We start from the raw sequence: 15,223 nt of genomic DNA on the forward strand, positions 1-15,223 counted from the left end.
GTTACCCCCGGAAGCGGTGCTGGTTTTCCAGGAACCACTGGTAGGTACTGGCCAGACCCTGCTCCAGTGACACCTCGTGATACCAGCCCAGCTGATGCAGACGGGTCACGTCCAGCAGCTTGCGCGGCGTGCCGTCCGGTTTCGTGGCGTCAAACACCACGCGGCCTTTGTAGCCCACCACCTGCGCGATGGTCTGCGCCAGCTCGCGAATAGTGCAGTCCACGCCGGTACCGACGTTGATGTGCGACAGCATCGGCTCGGTGTTCTCCTGCCACACCTCGCGATCCAGCTCCATCACGTGAATGCTGGCCGCAGCCATGTCGTCCACGTGCAGGAATTCACGCATCGGCGTACCGCTGCCCCACACCACAACGTCCGGCGCGTTCTCGGCAGTCGCCTCGTGGAAGCGACGCAGCAGCGCCGGGATTACGTGCGAGTTGCTCGGGTGGAAGTTGTCGTGCGGTCCGTACAGGTTGGTCGGCATCACCGAACGATAGTCGCGGTTGTACTGACGGTTGTAGGATTCGCACAGCTTGATCCCGGCAATCTTGGCAATCGCGTACGGCTCGTTGGTGGCTTCCAGCGTGCCCTGCAGCAGCTCGCTTTCGGCGATCGGCTGTTTCGCCATTTTCGGGTAAATACAGGATGAGCCGAGGAACAGCAGCTTGTTCACGTTGTGCAAATGCGCCGCGTGAATGATGTTGCTCTCGATCATCATGTTTTCGTAGATGAAATCCGCCGGGTAAGTGTTGTTGGCAACAATGCCGCCCACCTTCGCCGCCGCCAGATACACCTGTTCAATGCGTTCGTTAGCAAAGAAGTCCTGTACCGCACGGCTGTCGAGCAGGTTTAGCTCGTCGCGGGTGCGGACAATCACTTCGACGTCACCGCGCTGTTCGAGCTGGCGAACAATCGCGGAACCCACCATTCCGCGATGACCGGCGACAAAAATACGTTGTTTTGTCATTCTCAGGACTCCAGCGCGATGGCAACCTCGTAGCCATGAGACTTGAGCAGAGAGTGTTTTTTCGCTGCTTCAAGATCTTTGGCCACCATCTCAGAGACCATCTCCTGCAGAGTGGTTTCTGGTTTCCAGCCCAGCTTCTCGTGCGCTTTGGTTGGGTCGCCCAGCAGGGTTTCTACTTCAGCAGGACGGAAGTAGCGCGGGTCAACCTGCACAATCACGTCGCCAGGCTTCACGCCCGGTGCGTCATGGCCGGTCACGGAAACCACGATGCCCTTCTCTTCCACGCCGGTGCCTTCGAAGCGTAGCTTGATGCCCAGCTGTGCCGCGGCCATTTCAACGAACTGACGAACGGAGTACTGCACGCCGGTCGCGATCACGAAGTCTTCTGGCTGTTCCTGCTGCAGCATCATCCACTGCATTTTCACGTAGTCTTTGGCATGGCCCCAGTCACGCAGGGAATCCATGTTGCCGAGGTGCAGGCAAGACTCCAGACCCTGCGCGATGTTGGCGATAGCGCGGGTGATTTTGCGGGTCACGAAGGTTTCGCCACGACGTGGAGATTCGTGGTTGAACAGAATGCCGTTACAGGCGTACATGCCGTAGGATTCACGGTAGTTCACGGTGATCCAGTAGGCGTACAGTTTTGCCACCGCGTACGGAGAGCGCGGGTAGAATGGCGTGGTCTCTTTCTGTGGGATTTCCTGCACCAGACCGTACAGCTCAGAGGTGGATGCCTGATAGAAACGGGTTTTCTTCTCGAGGCCCAGGAAGCGAATCGCTTCCAGCAGACGCAGCGTGCCCATGGCGTCAACGTCAGCGGTGTACTCCGGGGATTCGAAGGAGACCGCAACGTGGCTCATCGCGCCCAGGTTGTAGACTTCATCCGGCTGCACTTCCTGCAGGATACGGGTCAGGTTGGAGGTATCGGTCAGGTCGCCGTAGTGCAGGTGGAATTTCGGGTTCGCCGCGTGCGGATCCTGATAGATGTGATCCACACGTTCGGTGTTGAAAGAAGACGCACGACGCTTAATACCGTGTACTTCATAACCTTTTTCCAGCAGTAATTCTGCCAGGTAAGAACCATCCTGCCCGGTAACGCCGGTGATGAGAGCGACTTTAGACATGTTTATATTCCTCTACTTATGAATTTAATCAGTTTCAACGCGTTCGCGTATCACCACTGCGGGGTTGCCACGGCAAACTTTATTTGCCGGTAGCGATTTAAAAACGCTGCTGCGGGCACCGACTACCGTGCCATCGCCAACAGATACACCCGGTGCAACAAAAACATCCGTTGCCAGCCAGCATTTTTCGCCAATCACAATAGGCGAGGCGGTAATATCAAAATGCTGACTCATAAAGTCATGGCTTCCGGTACACAAATAACATTTCTGTGAAACCACCGAATTTGCGCCAATCGTAATCTCGCCAAGGGTATATAACACCGCGTCATCCCCTACCCAGGCATAATCCCCGAGCGTTAATTTCCACGGATAGGTAATTTTCACCGAAGGCCGAATGACTACGTTTTTTCCTATTTTTGCGCCAAACAGGCGCAATAAAAATGCTCGCCAGCGGTACAGTATTTGCGGTGACCAGGCAAATAAGGTGGCCTGAACGGCCCACCATAGCTGCACTTTAATACCGCCCGCCCCCCGAAAACCTTTCGGTACGGAGAAACCGTTCAGATCCTGCATTACGTTTCCTTATATTCAGGCTTTGTTATATAAGGCTTTCGTTTTACTCGTGGTGCGCACGCGTAAAAAATAAGACAACTCCGCCCAGAACCCCGGCACGCGTAATATTTTACGCTGTACGTTTTTGGCATCCTGGCACAACTCCAGATTATTCGAGGTTGACACGCCACCCATCGAAAATTCAGATACCAGCCCTTTAATTCGGCGGAACGGGTAACCTGACTTATACAGACTGGCTGCCAGCGCATAATCGGATGACACTTTATACTGCAAATCATAAGGCTGTTTTTTCAGACCTTTTACCGGAAAGAAAATGGCCTGATGGCTGGCGGGCAAACTATGGTAGATATACCAGCCCGGCTTCGCGCTGCGGCACACTTTATGTCCGTCGCCAAAATCAAGCAGCGCATCGCCAATATACATGGCGTCCTCTTTCTGGCGCGCCAGCTGACGGGCAAACAGCGCCACGTCGTCATGGAAAATATCACCCGAATTCAGGAAGATGGCATAACGGCCTTGCGCCATATTGATGCCTTTGTTCATCGCATCGTAGATGCCTTTATCTTTCTCGCTGATGTAGCGTAAGTTGAACTCACCGTTGAGTTTTTCCAGAAACTCCGCCGTGCCATCGTTCGAGCCGCCGTCGACCACAATCCACTCAAAGGTGAGGCTTGGATCGCGCGCCAGGTTGCGCAGCGAGCGCCAGGTTTTTACCACCCCTTCGTAATTACGAAAAGCGACAGTAATGACGCTAAGAAACATAAATCACCTCATTTCGTCATACGTGCGTAATATTAAGCGCTTTGCGCAGAATAAACGGACAGACAATCAAGAAAGCATATTCCGGGCTAAATATTGACCCGGTAAAAAACAGCGACACCGGCGTAAACAGATAAAGCTGAACGCGAAAGTTCTGGTTATCACCAAACGCGTTAATCATCATTTTGAAAACTTTAAACAGATACCACAGCGTCAACAGTACGGCGAACCATGAAAAATAAATAATTAACAGATACAGACCATTGTCTATGGTTTTACCGACATCCGCACCGTTAAAGATTCCGAATGATGCAACATATTCGTAAAGTGAGCCGAATCTTACTACACCATCAATATGGGTTAAGGAATAACCCACCATCACCAGCGGTCCAATGATGCGATAATAGGACGAAGACCCTTCCGTTCCCAAATCACCCAGACGTTCTGAGATGTACGGGAAGGCAAATATCACGCCCACCATAAATACCGTCAGGGAGATAATCGCCAGCGGCAGTTTTTTCTTAATCGCATCTTTGTTCAGGTACTGAAACGCCCATTCCAGCAGGTAAAACAGGATAAATGTCATTACCCCTGAGAACGATCCAGAGAGAACAATTCCTGCAAGAATCATAGCATCGGTCTTAGGCGTTTTGATACCAAACTGTTTGATGCTGAGCCAAATTGAGATTAACGCCAGAGCGAAAAACGCCGGTTCAAAATAGAGGGCCGTGGTACGCTTCCCGCCGAACTTGATGAAGTTCAATACATAGCTGTTGCTGTAAATGAGATATTTCGAAATTATCTCCATCAGGCTGCTGCCGCCGGTAAGAATAATTTGCGCCATCTCCATGGCAGCAAGCATAACAATTAACGCAACGGCAATATAAAAGAACCTGAGGATTTTCCGATAATTGTGCGGAGAAATCGTTTTGAAGCGAATACTCCAGACCATTCCGATAATAATAACGATATAAACAAACAGCATGGTCGAGGTGATGTATTTACTGGCATCCAGCGACTGGCCAAAGATGTAGTTAAACAGCGTCAGGCCCGTGCCCAACCCTAAGGCAATCATCAGCTTCTTAAGGTTGATTTTATCGACATACAGCAAAAGCAGAACGGGCAAGAAGGTGACGATGGTTATCGGAAAGCTTTCGCCGAGCTGGGCAATTTTGACGTTGACCAGCAGGTAGATCAGCGGCAGCAGCAGATAACTACAGATTCTGATAGAACGAGACATATTCCTCCAGCATCTGTTGTCCACTGTAGGCCTTGCGGCTGCGGTTGCGGAACGATTCCAGGTCAGTGCCAAAAACGGCCTGAGCGATCTGCGCCTTCGGCAGCTGAACCAGCGGCAGAACCTCCTGCTCGGCAAAAGTTTTGCCGCCGGATTTTTCCAGCACTTCACGTGCCGCATCGCTGTGGGTGGCAATCACCGGCACGCCGATGGAGAGCGCTTCACAAAGGATCAGCGGATAGTTATCCACGCGTGAACTGAATACCAGCGCATCCATTTCATTAAGCGCGCTCATCAGCTTGCGCTTATCGGTTTCAAACCCGTGGTTCACCACGTTAGCCCCTTCGAACGGGGAAAATTTGCCGAAGGTATGAAGCTCAATTTTGTCACCCAGCGCCATCATGTCGCGCACCAGCTGCTGGTTGGTTTTCCCGTCGTAGCGCAGGTCATGCGCAACGATAGCGATTTTCGGTTTGCCCGCGGTTTCTGCCACCGGCGTCAGCTCGGCGAGAATGGCTTCCGTCGCCACGTCGATGCCGTTGTTAATAATCTGACAGCGCCCTGCCCCGTACAGGCTGTTGAAGGCATCGGCCACGTGCTGGCTCGGGGAGATAAACGTACAGCCGAGCGACAGCATGTCGCGGAAAAGCTGGCGCTTTCCGGCGACCAGCTGATGCGCGCGATCCACCTTCACCGGAGGGTAGTTGCTTAATGTGGGGCACTTCTGGCAGTTATCTTTCCAGCCTTCGCAGCCGTCGGTAAACGCACAGCGTCCGGTTACGCTCCAGTGATCGTGCAGCGTCCAGACGAAGCGGGTGTCGGGCTTGTGGGCCTGCACCTTCTGACAGAACGCCACCACCTCTTCCAGATTCAGCCAGTAGCTGTGCAGCACGTGAAAATGCAGCACAACCGGGCCGGTGGTACGGGTTACCGTGCGGTACAGCGTGTTCAGGTTGCCAAACAGATCGCGGTTAAACAGACGGAACAGCGCAATGTTAGCAATCGAGGTCAGGCGCGGCGTGTGCTTATGTACCTGCGGGAAATTATCGTGGCTAACGCTTTTCTTGCCGCCTTTGCCATAGCCGTAAATAAAACGAGACTGGAGTCCTTTTTGCAGCGCGCGCTGGTGCAGATCCAGCGCCACGCCTGCCGCGCCGCCTTCTGCGAGGCGTACGTTAAATTGCAGAATGTTCATTTAATCACCTTCACGCGGGCTTTTTCTCCCACCACCAGCGCGTTATCCGGAATGCTGTCCAGCACCACGCTGCCAGCACCAATCGTGACGTTATTACCAATCGTAATGTCACCGATGATCACCACGTTCGCGCCCAGCTCGACGTTATTGCCGATAACCGGGCAGGCCAGGCTGTCCGGCCCGCGGTTGCCAATGGTCACCCCATGGCGGATGGTGAAATCATCCCCGGCGACCACGAACTTGTTGATCACCACCGCATAGCCGTGATGGATGGTAAAGCGGCGGCCAATGGTGGCAGCGGCCTGAATTTCATAGCCAAAAAAGCATTCGGTAATGATGCGGTACAGCACCAGCACGGGTGCCGCCCAGATGTTGTTCAGGACATTTTTCTTACGCCACACCGAGCAAAAGTGCGCGATGCGGTACGCCAGAACCATGCAGCACGGACGCAGGCTCCAGCTGTTAGCGCGGCAATCTTCCAGAAACATTATTTCCCCCGAAGTCCATCAGCCAGACGCTTACCGTTACGCACGGACAGCAGCGTCAGCAGCGTGCGCCAGTTCATGCGCTTATTGCGGATCTGATAGAGGGTAAAGAGCTGATATTTACGGCTGGCACGGTCAAACTTGTCCTTATGCTTGCGGTAAAAATGGAAGTAGCCGGAGAATTTCTTCGGCGAGGAGGTGATTTGCATCTCCCCGTGGTTGATGTGCAGGATTTGCGTAGCCTCTTCCACTTTCCACGGCTCGCCGTATTCCACCACCATTCGCAGGAAGATATCGTAATCCTGCGCGGCCTTGAGTTCGGTATCGAACAGGCACTCTTTGAAGCGCCACGCCCAGGTGAATACCTGGTTACCAATAATGTTGCGCTTGTAGAACAGGCGGCGTGAGTACGGTGATTTCGGGTACAGCGGCAGGCTGGCGGGCTGCGAGTAGACCTCGCCCTGGCAGACATAGTCGTTGGCGTACAGGAAAGCGTGCGTAACCAGCTGTTCTTTATGCGACAGGAAAATAGACAGGCGGTTAGGCGTCCATTCGTCGTCGTCGTCGATTCCGGTGAGATACTGCCCTTTGGCCTGCATAATCGCCTGATTACGCACCGCACAGGCGCCGGAGTTGATGGCGTTGTGGGTATAGACCACCCGCGGGTCGTTGAGGTCAGTCACAAACTTTTGCAGCTGTTCATACGAGGAAGAGCAGTCATCAACGATGATCAGCTCCCAGTTATCGTAATCCTGACGTAACACCGACTTGATTGCGCGGATCGCCAGCTGCTGACGATTCCATGTCGGCATATAGATTGAAACTAAAGGGCGTTGTGTGGTCATGATCTTCCCCTGATCCCTCACCCCGCCCCTCTCCCCTCGGGAGAGGGTTAGGGTGAGGGGGATTGTTATTTGCTGTCAGACTTATATTCGTACTCGTAATACCCGTAATCCTGGTACCCGGTCGCGCGGCGGAAGATGGAGTTCAGGATCACCCCTTTCACCTCAATCCCGTTCTGCTCGAAGCGGCTCAGGCTGGTTTCTACCTCTTTCAGGGTGTTCACCGCGTAACGCGCTACCATCAGCGTGGTGCCCGCATGGCGGCCAACGACGGCTGCGTCGGTCACGGCCAGAATCGGCGGCGTATCGATCAGCACCAGGTCGTAGTTTTTGCTCGCCCACTCCACCAGTTCGGTGAAGCGTTCGCTCATCAGCAGTTCAGACGGGTTAGGCGGCACCTGACCGCGTGGGATCAGATCGAATTTCGGCACCGTTGTAGGTTTCGCGCTCTGGCTGATGTCACCTTTACCGAGCAGGATTTCCGACAGACCGTTAACGTTGTTGGTGCCCAGCAGTTCGTGGGTGTAGCCCTTACGCATATCGCAGTCGATCAGCAGCACGCGCTTGTTGGTCTGGCTGACAACGGCCGCCAGGTTGGCGCAGACGAAGGTTTTACCGATTGACGGGCTAACGCCGGTTAACATCAGGACGTTGTTTTTGGCCTGCATCATCGCGAAGTGCAGGCTGGTGCGCAGGCTGCGGATCGCTTCGATAGCAAGGTCTGTTGGGTTACCCACCGCCAGAAGCTGGCTCTGTTTGTAACGCTTAACGCCCTTGATGGTTTTCACGCTGTCACGGGATTTTTGCCACTCAGACAGCGGAATGCTGGCATAGACGTTGATACCGCTCTCTTCCAGCACCTGCGGGCTTTCGATTCCGCGGTTGAACAGCGAACGCAGCAGTACACCGACGATGGAGAGCATCAGGCCGAGAATAATGCTGCCGAGAATAATCAGCGCTTTCTTCGGCTTCAGCACCCCTGGCTGGGTAATCGCCGGGTCGACGATACGCACGTCACCGACGGTACTGGCTTCGGTGATTTTCAGCTCCTGCTGCTTGTTCAGCAACTGCATGTAAACCTGCTGTCCGGACTCCACGTCGCGGGTCAGACGCACGATCTCCTGCTGCGTTTTCGGCATCGCGGTCACGCGGTCATTGAGCTTCGCCTTCTCCTCTTCCAGCGTACGGCGTTTCTCCAGCAGCGTGCGGTAGGCCGGGTGGCGTTTGGTATAAAGCTTGGAAATTTCCGCCTCTTTGAAGGTCAGCTCGTTGAGCTGCGCATCAATGTTGACCATCGAATCAAGGACTGATTTTGCCTCCAGCGGCAGGTCAACGGAGTCTTTATCCTGACGATAAGCGTTCAGCTTGTTCTCGGCTTCATCCAGATGGGCGCGCACTTCCGGAAGCTGTTTTGACAGGAACGCCAGGCTTTTCGCCGCTTCCGCCGACTTACGCTCGACGTTCTGCTCAAGGTAGTTGCGGGTAATGCTGTTCAGGATGTCGCGGATTTGATCCTTATCTTCACCGGTAAAGGTCATGCTCAGCACGCCGGTGTCCTTACCGTTTTCGGTGACGGTCAGGTTGTTTTGCAGATTGTTGATCATCCCCAGCGTGGAGAATTTGGTGACGGTGAATTCACCGCCCTCCTGGGCGTTAATCGCGCTGACCATCATGCTGACGCCGTCTTTGGTCAGCATCTGCCCCACTTCACCGCGGGCGCTAAAACCTGCGTCGCTGGTTAGCTGATACTGTTTCGGGCCAAGCACCGTCAGGGTAAACGTCTGATCGGCAGCCCCTTTCGGCAGCACGAAGTCAGTGACTTTCACCGTGTCATTGCTTCGCCCCATCAGACGGTCCCAGCCGGCACCAAAGACTGGGAAGGTATTTTTGGTGACGGAGATATCGAGCCCGAGATCGTGAACCGTTTTACCCAGCACCAGACGTGACTGGATGAGCTGAATTTCAGCGTCGGATGCCGGCGGCTTGTTCGCCAGCGCGGAGCCGATATCCTGCACCAGCGAGTTGCCGGTATTCTGCTCGATCTGCACCAGCGCGTCGGCGCTGTAGATAGGGGTGGCGAACAGCGTATAAACGACGGCCGCCGCGGCGAATACGGCGGTAATGCCAAGCACCCACCACTTTGCCTCTACAACAGTGCCGACCAGGCGCCCAATATCAATTTCATCACTGCCCGAAGTCGGGGCGGCAGAAGGTCTTGTTTTTTCTGTCATTGTTATCCCTGCTGAACTTTCAGTGCCTGCGCCCACTGTTGGGCAGACTGGTCAAGTAAGGTGTAAACCGCCTCAAAGGCCTCATGGCTTTTGCGATACGGATCGGGGATTTCACGTTCATTGTCCCAGTGACCAAACAGCATCACCTTGCCGCGCATCTCCGGAGCGATATCGCACAGCGCATGAATATGGCGTTTTTCCATCGTCAGGATCAGGTCATACTCCCGGCACATGCGGCCAGTGACCTGGCGGGCCACGTGACCGTCAAGAGAGAGGTGATGATCCCGCGCTACGCTCGTTGCGCGCTCATCGGCACCTTTACCGACCAGTGCACCCAGCCCTGCCGAATCAACGGTTAGTTCGGGCTGGTAGTGTTTCAACAACCGTTCAGCCGTAGGGGAACGGCAAATGTTCCCCACGCATACCACCAGAATTTTGTTAAACATCGCGGATTACCAGGTATGAATGTCGCGCGCCGTATCCGTCATGTAGCGAACGCCACTGATGGTTGGCAGCAACTGGTTGATCAGACGGTTCCAGCGGGCAACCGGCGCGGTGGTGACATACACCACATCGTATGGCTGGAGACGGAACTCCGTCGCCATCACCAGAGAAGTCGCATCGGACATATCCAGCTGGTAGATGTTGGCAATCTTGCCTTTCGCGCTGCCCTCACCTTTCAGCGGACGGATCACGAAGATACCGGTCGCGTTAGAGGTCGTCAGATCGATACCCTCAGCATTGCCCAGCGCTTCGGTCAGCGTCATACCGCTGAAGTCCATCTTGAGGGTGCTCTGTTTCTTCACTTCACCCATCACGAAGACTTTCAGATCGTCATTGCGCGGCACGTAGAGAATGTCGCCCGGATAAAGCAGGCGGTTCTGGGTCAGATCGCCGTTTTGCATCAGCGCCTGCAGCGAAATGCGCTGCTCCTTCCCGTTGTGGGTGAGCACGACGTTGCGCCAGTCGGCGCCGTCGGTTAACCCGCCCGCGGCGTTGATGGCATCCAGTACGGTCAGAGGAACGTTGGTGATGGCCTGCTGGCCGGATTTGTTCACCTGGCCGGAGATATAGGCTTTTTGCGAGCGGAATGCGGCGATATTAACGTCCACCTGCGGATCGGCGATGTACTGCGCTAAGCGGCCGGTAATATCACTACGGATCTCGGCAAGCGTTTTCCCCGCAACATGGACTTTACCAATGTAGGGATAGAACATGGTGCCATCTGACTGCACCCAGTTACCGGTGTCGCTTGAGCTGCGGTACTGGCCCGCAGGCGTGGTCAATTCAGGGTGGTCCCAGACGGTCACGTTGATCACGTCACCCGGCCCCACGCGATACTGGTAGGACGCAATTTCCTGGTCCAGCGACATATTCGGCTGGGCAACATTCGGACGTGGACGTAATTGTTCGACCAGACGAGGCGTAAGTGGATAAACATTCACCATTTTGTCGAGATCAAAATCGGCATCCTGTTGCTTGATCACATCCTTACCCATTGTTGACATATTGCTGCCGGGAAAGACCGTGCAACCACTCATCAAGGTCACAGACACCAATAATGGCATCAATTTCATTTTGGATTTCATCATTGATTATTTATCACTTTGGCAGAGTAATTATCCTGTGCAATTTAAATAAGCTCGAGTCGTATTGGGTTTCAGCATGCAGTTAATCAAATAGAAATATAACTGGCATCAGTCCTAAAAAAAGCTTATTCATCCATTGGCTCTTGACAGAATAATCGAGGCTGATTCACACGCTTTCAGGCACGCTACCGCCCTTGGCTTTCAGTTACCAATCCACTGACTAAACAATGTGTTATGGATAGACACCCTCTTGAGCAAGGTCTTCTGGAAATATATCAGTCGCTTGAAAAACCCGACGAATAATGAATAACCATCCCTGAAGACCGAACATTAATAGCAACACCGAGATTTAACATTTGATGCTGGGAGAATTGTTGCAGCTAACCTAATAGCAGGCAAGGAGACAACTGTCCTAATATCGGTTTTTAAGATTAATATTAAGAGCAAATTTTTGACCTTTTAGGATTTTCTTTATATTGACAAAATGAAAGTAAAAATCATCACCTGCGATATATCCTAAAATGCTTTCCCTGTAATTAAATATACGTATTTCGCTTATTTACAGATTATTGAGAATGCTCTCTTTTTTACCCGTCGTATTAAGAGAAATCTCAGCCCGGCATTGCAATTTCCCCCAGCTTTATCCATGATCGAAGTGTGACATTTGTCATATTACAGAAGGTATTGCTATTACTATGGAATGGATTGCCGATCCCTCAATCTGGGCCGGGCTGGTTACGCTGGTCGTCATCGAGCTGGTGCTCGGGATTGATAATCTGGTCTTTATCGCCATCCTCGCTGAAAAACTGCCTCCTTCCCAGCGCGACCGCGCGCGCGTAACGGGTCTGCTGCTGGCAATGGTGATGCGGCTACTGCTGCTGGCCTCTATCTCCTGGCTGGTGACGCTCACTCAGCCTCTGTTCTCCATTCACGGTCTGAGCTTTAGCGCCCGCGATCTGATCATGCTCTTCGGCGGGTTGTTCCTGCTGTTTAAAGCCACCGTGGAGCTCAACGAGCGGCTGGAGGGCAAAGACAGCGAGAACCCGACCCAGCGCCGCGGGGCGAAATTCTGGCCGGTGGTGGCTCAAATCGTGGTGCTGGATGCGGTCTTCTCCCTTGACTCGGTGATCACCGCCGTCGGGATGGTGGACCACCTTGCGGTGATGATGGCCGCAGTCATTATTGCCATCACGCTGATGGTAATGGCCAGCAAGGCGCTGACCCGCTTCGTGAACAGTCACCCGACCATCGTGATCCTCTGTCTGAGCTTCCTGCTGATGATTGGCTTTAGCCTGGTGGCCGACGGCTTTGGCTTCCATATTCCGAAAGGCTACCTGTATGCCGCCATCGGATTCTCCGTCATGATTGAAGCGCTTAACCAGCTGGCGATATTTAACCGCCGCCGCTTCCTTTCCGCGAATCAGACCCTGCGTCAGCGCACGGCCGACACGGTTATGCGCCTGTTAAGCGGTAAGAAAGAGGATGCCGAGCTGGACGCCGAATCCTCCGCCATGCTGGCCGATCACAGCGACGGGCAGATCTTTAACCCGCAGGAACGGCTGATGATTGAGCGGGTGCTCAATCTCAATCAGCGGACGGTTAGCAGCATCATGACATCGCGACATGACATTGAACATATCGACCTGACGGCCCCGGAAGCGCACGTTCGCGCCCTGCTGGATAAAAACCAGCACACCCGCGTGGTGGTGACCGGCGGTGAAGAGGAAGATGAGCTGCTGGGCGTGGTGCACGTTATTGACCTGCTCCAGCAGCAGCTTCACGGTGAGCCGCTCAATCTCCGCGTCCTGGTCCGCCAGCCGCTGGTATTCCCGGAAGGGCTACCGCTGCTTTCCGCCCTGGAGCAATTCCGTAACGCGCGCACGCACTTTGCCTTTGTAGTAGATGAGTTTGGTTCAGTGGAAGGGCTGGTCACGCTCAGCGACGTGATGGAAACGATCGCCGGTAATCTGCCTAACGAGGTGGATGAGATTGACGCGCGCCACGACATTCAGAAAAACGCAGACGGCTCCTGGACGGCTAACGGCCACATGCCGCTGGAAGACCTGGTGCAATACGTGCCGCTGCCGCTGGATGAAAAACGAGAATATCACACCATTGCCGGCCTGCTGATGGAGTACTTACAGCGTATCCCGCAGCCGGGAGAAGAGGTTCAGGTGGGAGACTATCTGCTCAAAACGCTGCAGATTGAAAACCATCGCGTGCAGAAGGTTCAACTCATTCCGCTGCGGGATGAAGAAGAACTGGATTTTGAGGTATAAAAAAGCCGGGTGGCGCTTCGCTTACCCGGCCTACGATGTTCGGTTTTTGTAGGCCGGGTAAGGCGAAGCCGCCACCCGGCACAACGGACATCACAGCTTATCCAGCAGCTTTTTCACATCCTTGCCGTCCTGTGAATCTTTATTACGATCCGCCCAGCCGCTAAGCCGACGTTTCGCTTCATCCTGCAGATGCTTGCGCAGGATCTGATCCACCTGCAGGCTGTAATTCAGTGCCTGCCATTTGCCGTATACGGTCAGCGGGACCGGCGTCTCTTTAAGGAAGTCGATGAGCTTGCTTTCACCCTGCCAGCCGGAAAGTACCCGAACGTTAAAGCGCGTATCCGCCGTCTCTTTCACCAGATCCAGCTTGCCTTCACCGGTCACTGATAAGAGTGAAGAGGCGCCCTGCATTCCGTCGAGAGTAAGCTGGCCGTTGTCCAGCGTCAGGTCCGCGGTGAAGCTCTCGAGGCGGGTGGCGCTGTCGTAGTTATCCTGGGCTTTTACATCGCTGCTGCGCTCAACCGCCTGCTGCACCAGCTGCTGGAAGTTAAGCCCTTCCATACGGGAATTTTTCAGATCGAGATGCGCCTGCCCCTGCCACTCGCGGCGGAAAGCATCGGCATCAATTTGCGAACCTGAGAAGTCACCCGCGAGCGTCAACTGCCCCGTCAGGGATATCGGGTAGTTAAAAGCCTTCAGGATGGTGCCTATCTCAACATTGTCGAGACGCGGCTGGAATTCGGCGCTGGCAACGTCTTTACGGACATCCAGCGTACCGGGCAGCGAGAGGTTCCCTGCGCCCATCTTACCGCTCAGTTCGGAGATCACCAGCAAACCGTTATGGTTAAACATCTGGCTGCTCACGTCGGTAAAGTCCATGCCTCGCCAGCGCAGGCTATTGGCTTTCAGCAGAATATCCGCCGTGAATCCACGCAGGGCGTTATAGTCGGGCTGATCGAGATTAGACGAGATAACCGGACGTGATACCGGTGCCTGGCTTTGCCCCGTCTGCGTGGCATCGCTGTCCGTGGCGCTGGCTGGCAGAGGCGGCAACAGGTTTTCAAGGTTGAGCCTGTCAAACTGCAGATTCAGCACCCACTTCGGCTTTTCTTCGAGCGTGACGCTCGCCTGCCCCTTCAGGCTACTGTCATTAGCCTGCAGGTTGAGATTATCCAGCTCCAGCTGTTTTTGTTCTTCGCGCCATACGGCCTGCAGCGTTCCCTGCCCGGCGATGCCCTGGGCGGGAAGATCGGCCCCCGTCAGCTGCCAGTTAAGCTGCTGGATATCAGCCGTGAGCTGATGCGGGTAGTCTGACGCATTCACATTCGCATTCAGCGACAGGGTCAAATCACGCTGATCGCGATTCACGCGCCCGCTAAACTCTACCGTCGCAAAGTGGTGAGCATCCTGTTCCATCTGTAGGTTAATGTCGCGAACGGTCACCTGCTCCTGGTGTTCATGCTGGAAAACCAACACGCTATCGGCAACTTTCAGCTTGCCGATATCAAAGGACCAGCCAGTATCGGACGGCTCATCAGGCAGGGTATTCTCGCGCGGCGCGACCGGCGCATTTGCATCACGCACGGCTTCGGTTTGTGGGGTGAGCTGAATCACCGCGCCTTTCAGCATCACCTGCTTAACCTGCAGCTGATGGGAAATGAGCGGGATCAGCGCCACATCAAGGCGCATGTTGTCTGCGGACACCAGCGGCTGGGACGCTCCCGGCGCGGTGAGCGACATGCGGCCAGAGAGAATGCTGAGCTGCGGCCAGACGTGCCAGCGCAGCGGCCCGTCAAGATTCAGTTGATAACCACTGCGTGCCTCGACCTGCCGCACCATGTAAGCGCGGAAATCGTTGGGGTTAACCAGCAGAACCAACGCCGAAAGGCCAGCCACCAGCACCACCAGCAAAATCATCAGCGTTGTCAGAACTCTTCTCATG

13 protein-coding genes are annotated in these 15,223 nt (G+C 54.3%); 1 reads left to right on the plus strand and 12 read right to left on the minus strand.

Annotated features, from left to right (window positions below; all coding sequences use genetic code 11):
• Position 1: 1 nt before the first annotated feature.
• From fcl to FOY93_RS14685, 11 genes are all read right to left on the minus strand, one after another.
• Positions 2-967 carry a GDP-L-fucose synthase gene (fcl, locus tag FOY93_RS14635; RefSeq protein ID WP_143345304.1) on the minus strand — a complete coding sequence of 322 codons (966 nt, stop codon included), beginning with the start codon at positions 965-967 and terminating at the stop codon, positions 2-4.
• Positions 968-969: 2 nt separating this feature from the next.
• Positions 970-2,091 (minus strand): GDP-mannose 4,6-dehydratase, encoded by a 1,122-nt coding sequence (gmd, locus tag FOY93_RS14640; protein ID WP_003863514.1) that lies wholly within the window; start codon positions 2,089-2,091, stop codon positions 970-972.
• A 24-nt stretch (positions 2,092-2,115) separates the two neighbouring features.
• A complete protein-coding gene (gene wcaF / locus FOY93_RS14645; RefSeq protein WP_045908623.1) occupies positions 2,116-2,664 on the minus strand; it encodes a colanic acid biosynthesis acetyltransferase WcaF in 549 nt (182 codons plus the stop codon).
• Between the two features lie 15 nt (positions 2,665-2,679).
• The gene (wcaE, locus tag FOY93_RS14650) at positions 2,680-3,426 is read right to left on the minus strand and encodes a colanic acid biosynthesis glycosyltransferase WcaE (protein ID WP_008499420.1); all 747 of its coding nucleotides are present in this window, start codon (positions 3,424-3,426) and stop codon (positions 2,680-2,682) included.
• Between the two features lie 16 nt (positions 3,427-3,442).
• A complete protein-coding gene (gene wcaD, locus FOY93_RS14655; protein WP_133294776.1) occupies positions 3,443-4,663 on the minus strand; it encodes a colanic acid polymerase WcaD in 1,221 nt (406 codons plus the stop codon).
• Complete coding sequence (gene wcaC / locus FOY93_RS14660) at positions 4,638-5,855, minus strand: colanic acid biosynthesis glycosyltransferase WcaC (RefSeq protein ID WP_143345305.1); 1,218 nt, start codon at positions 5,853-5,855, stop codon at positions 4,638-4,640. The genes wcaD and wcaC overlap by 26 nt, the downstream gene beginning before the upstream one ends.
• Positions 5,852-6,343, minus strand: a complete 492-nt coding sequence (gene wcaB / locus FOY93_RS14665; protein WP_115875801.1) for a colanic acid biosynthesis acetyltransferase WcaB — start codon at positions 6,341-6,343, stop codon at positions 5,852-5,854. The genes wcaC and wcaB overlap by 4 nt, the downstream gene beginning before the upstream one ends.
• Entirely contained in the window at positions 6,343-7,185 is an 843-nt protein-coding gene (wcaA, locus tag FOY93_RS14670) for a colanic acid biosynthesis glycosyltransferase WcaA (protein ID WP_023312403.1), read from the minus strand. Before wcaA ends, wcaB begins: the two co-directional genes overlap by 1 nt.
• A gap of 65 nt (positions 7,186-7,250) precedes the next feature.
• Entirely contained in the window at positions 7,251-9,413 is a 2,163-nt protein-coding gene (gene wzc / locus FOY93_RS14675; protein ID WP_111965784.1) for a tyrosine-protein kinase Wzc, read from the minus strand.
• 2 nt (positions 9,414-9,415) lie between these two features.
• Entirely contained in the window at positions 9,416-9,859 is a 444-nt protein-coding gene (gene wzb / locus FOY93_RS14680) for a low molecular weight protein-tyrosine-phosphatase Wzb (RefSeq protein WP_023312405.1), read from the minus strand.
• Positions 9,860-9,865: 6 nt separating this feature from the next.
• Positions 9,866-11,005 carry a polysaccharide export protein gene (locus FOY93_RS14685; protein WP_014170829.1) on the minus strand — a complete coding sequence of 380 codons (1,140 nt, stop codon included), beginning with the start codon at positions 11,003-11,005 and terminating at the stop codon, positions 9,866-9,868.
• A gap of 692 nt (positions 11,006-11,697) precedes the next feature.
• On the opposite strand from FOY93_RS14685, the gene FOY93_RS14690 reads away from it, so the two are divergent.
• Positions 11,698-13,281: a TerC family protein gene (locus tag FOY93_RS14690; protein WP_115875802.1), complete on the plus strand. Its 1,584-nt coding sequence runs from the start codon at positions 11,698-11,700 to the stop codon at positions 13,279-13,281.
• A gap of 90 nt (positions 13,282-13,371) precedes the next feature.
• Here FOY93_RS14690 and asmA read toward each other — a convergent pair whose 3' ends face one another.
• Entirely contained in the window at positions 13,372-15,222 is a 1,851-nt protein-coding gene (gene asmA, locus FOY93_RS14695) for an outer membrane assembly protein AsmA (RefSeq protein ID WP_143345306.1), read from the minus strand.
• Position 15,223 lies beyond the last annotated feature (1 nt).

The organism is Enterobacter sp. 18A13 (assembly GCF_007035975.1).
In the GTDB taxonomy this organism is placed as follows: Bacteria; Pseudomonadota; Gammaproteobacteria; order Enterobacterales; family Enterobacteriaceae; genus Enterobacter; species Enterobacter vonholyi.

What these genes read in the sequence shown, in the direction of transcription:
- fcl (WP_143345304.1), bottom strand. Translation starts at nt 967, where the DNA reads ATGACAAAACAACGTATTTTTGTCGCCGGTCATCGCGGAATGGTGGGT.
- gmd (WP_003863514.1), bottom strand. Translation starts at nt 2,091, where the DNA reads ATGTCTAAAGTCGCTCTCATCACCGGCGTTACCGGGCAGGATGGTTCT.
- wcaF (WP_045908623.1), bottom strand. Translation starts at nt 2,664, where the DNA reads ATGCAGGATCTGAACGGTTTCTCCGTACCGAAAGGTTTTCGGGGGGCG.
- wcaE (WP_008499420.1), bottom strand. Translation starts at nt 3,426, where the DNA reads ATGTTTCTTAGCGTCATTACTGTCGCTTTTCGTAATTACGAAGGGGTG.
- wcaD (WP_133294776.1), bottom strand. Translation starts at nt 4,663, where the DNA reads ATGTCTCGTTCTATCAGAATCTGTAGTTATCTGCTGCTGCCGCTGATC.
- wcaC (WP_143345305.1), bottom strand. Translation starts at nt 5,855, where the DNA reads ATGAACATTCTGCAATTTAACGTACGCCTCGCAGAAGGCGGCGCGGCA.
- wcaB (WP_115875801.1), bottom strand. Translation starts at nt 6,343, where the DNA reads ATGTTTCTGGAAGATTGCCGCGCTAACAGCTGGAGCCTGCGTCCGTGC.
- wcaA (WP_023312403.1), bottom strand. Translation starts at nt 7,185, where the DNA reads ATGACCACACAACGCCCTTTAGTTTCAATCTATATGCCGACATGGAAT.
- wzc (WP_111965784.1), bottom strand. Translation starts at nt 9,413, where the DNA reads ATGACAGAAAAAACAAGACCTTCTGCCGCCCCGACTTCGGGCAGTGAT.
- wzb (WP_023312405.1), bottom strand. Translation starts at nt 9,859, where the DNA reads ATGTTTAACAAAATTCTGGTGGTATGCGTGGGGAACATTTGCCGTTCC.
- FOY93_RS14685 (WP_014170829.1), bottom strand. Translation starts at nt 11,005, where the DNA reads ATGATGAAATCCAAAATGAAATTGATGCCATTATTGGTGTCTGTGACC.
- FOY93_RS14690 (WP_115875802.1), top strand. Translation starts at nt 11,698, where the DNA reads ATGGAATGGATTGCCGATCCCTCAATCTGGGCCGGGCTGGTTACGCTG.
- asmA (WP_143345306.1), bottom strand. Translation starts at nt 15,222, where the DNA reads ATGAGAAGAGTTCTGACAACGCTGATGATTTTGCTGGTGGTGCTGGTG.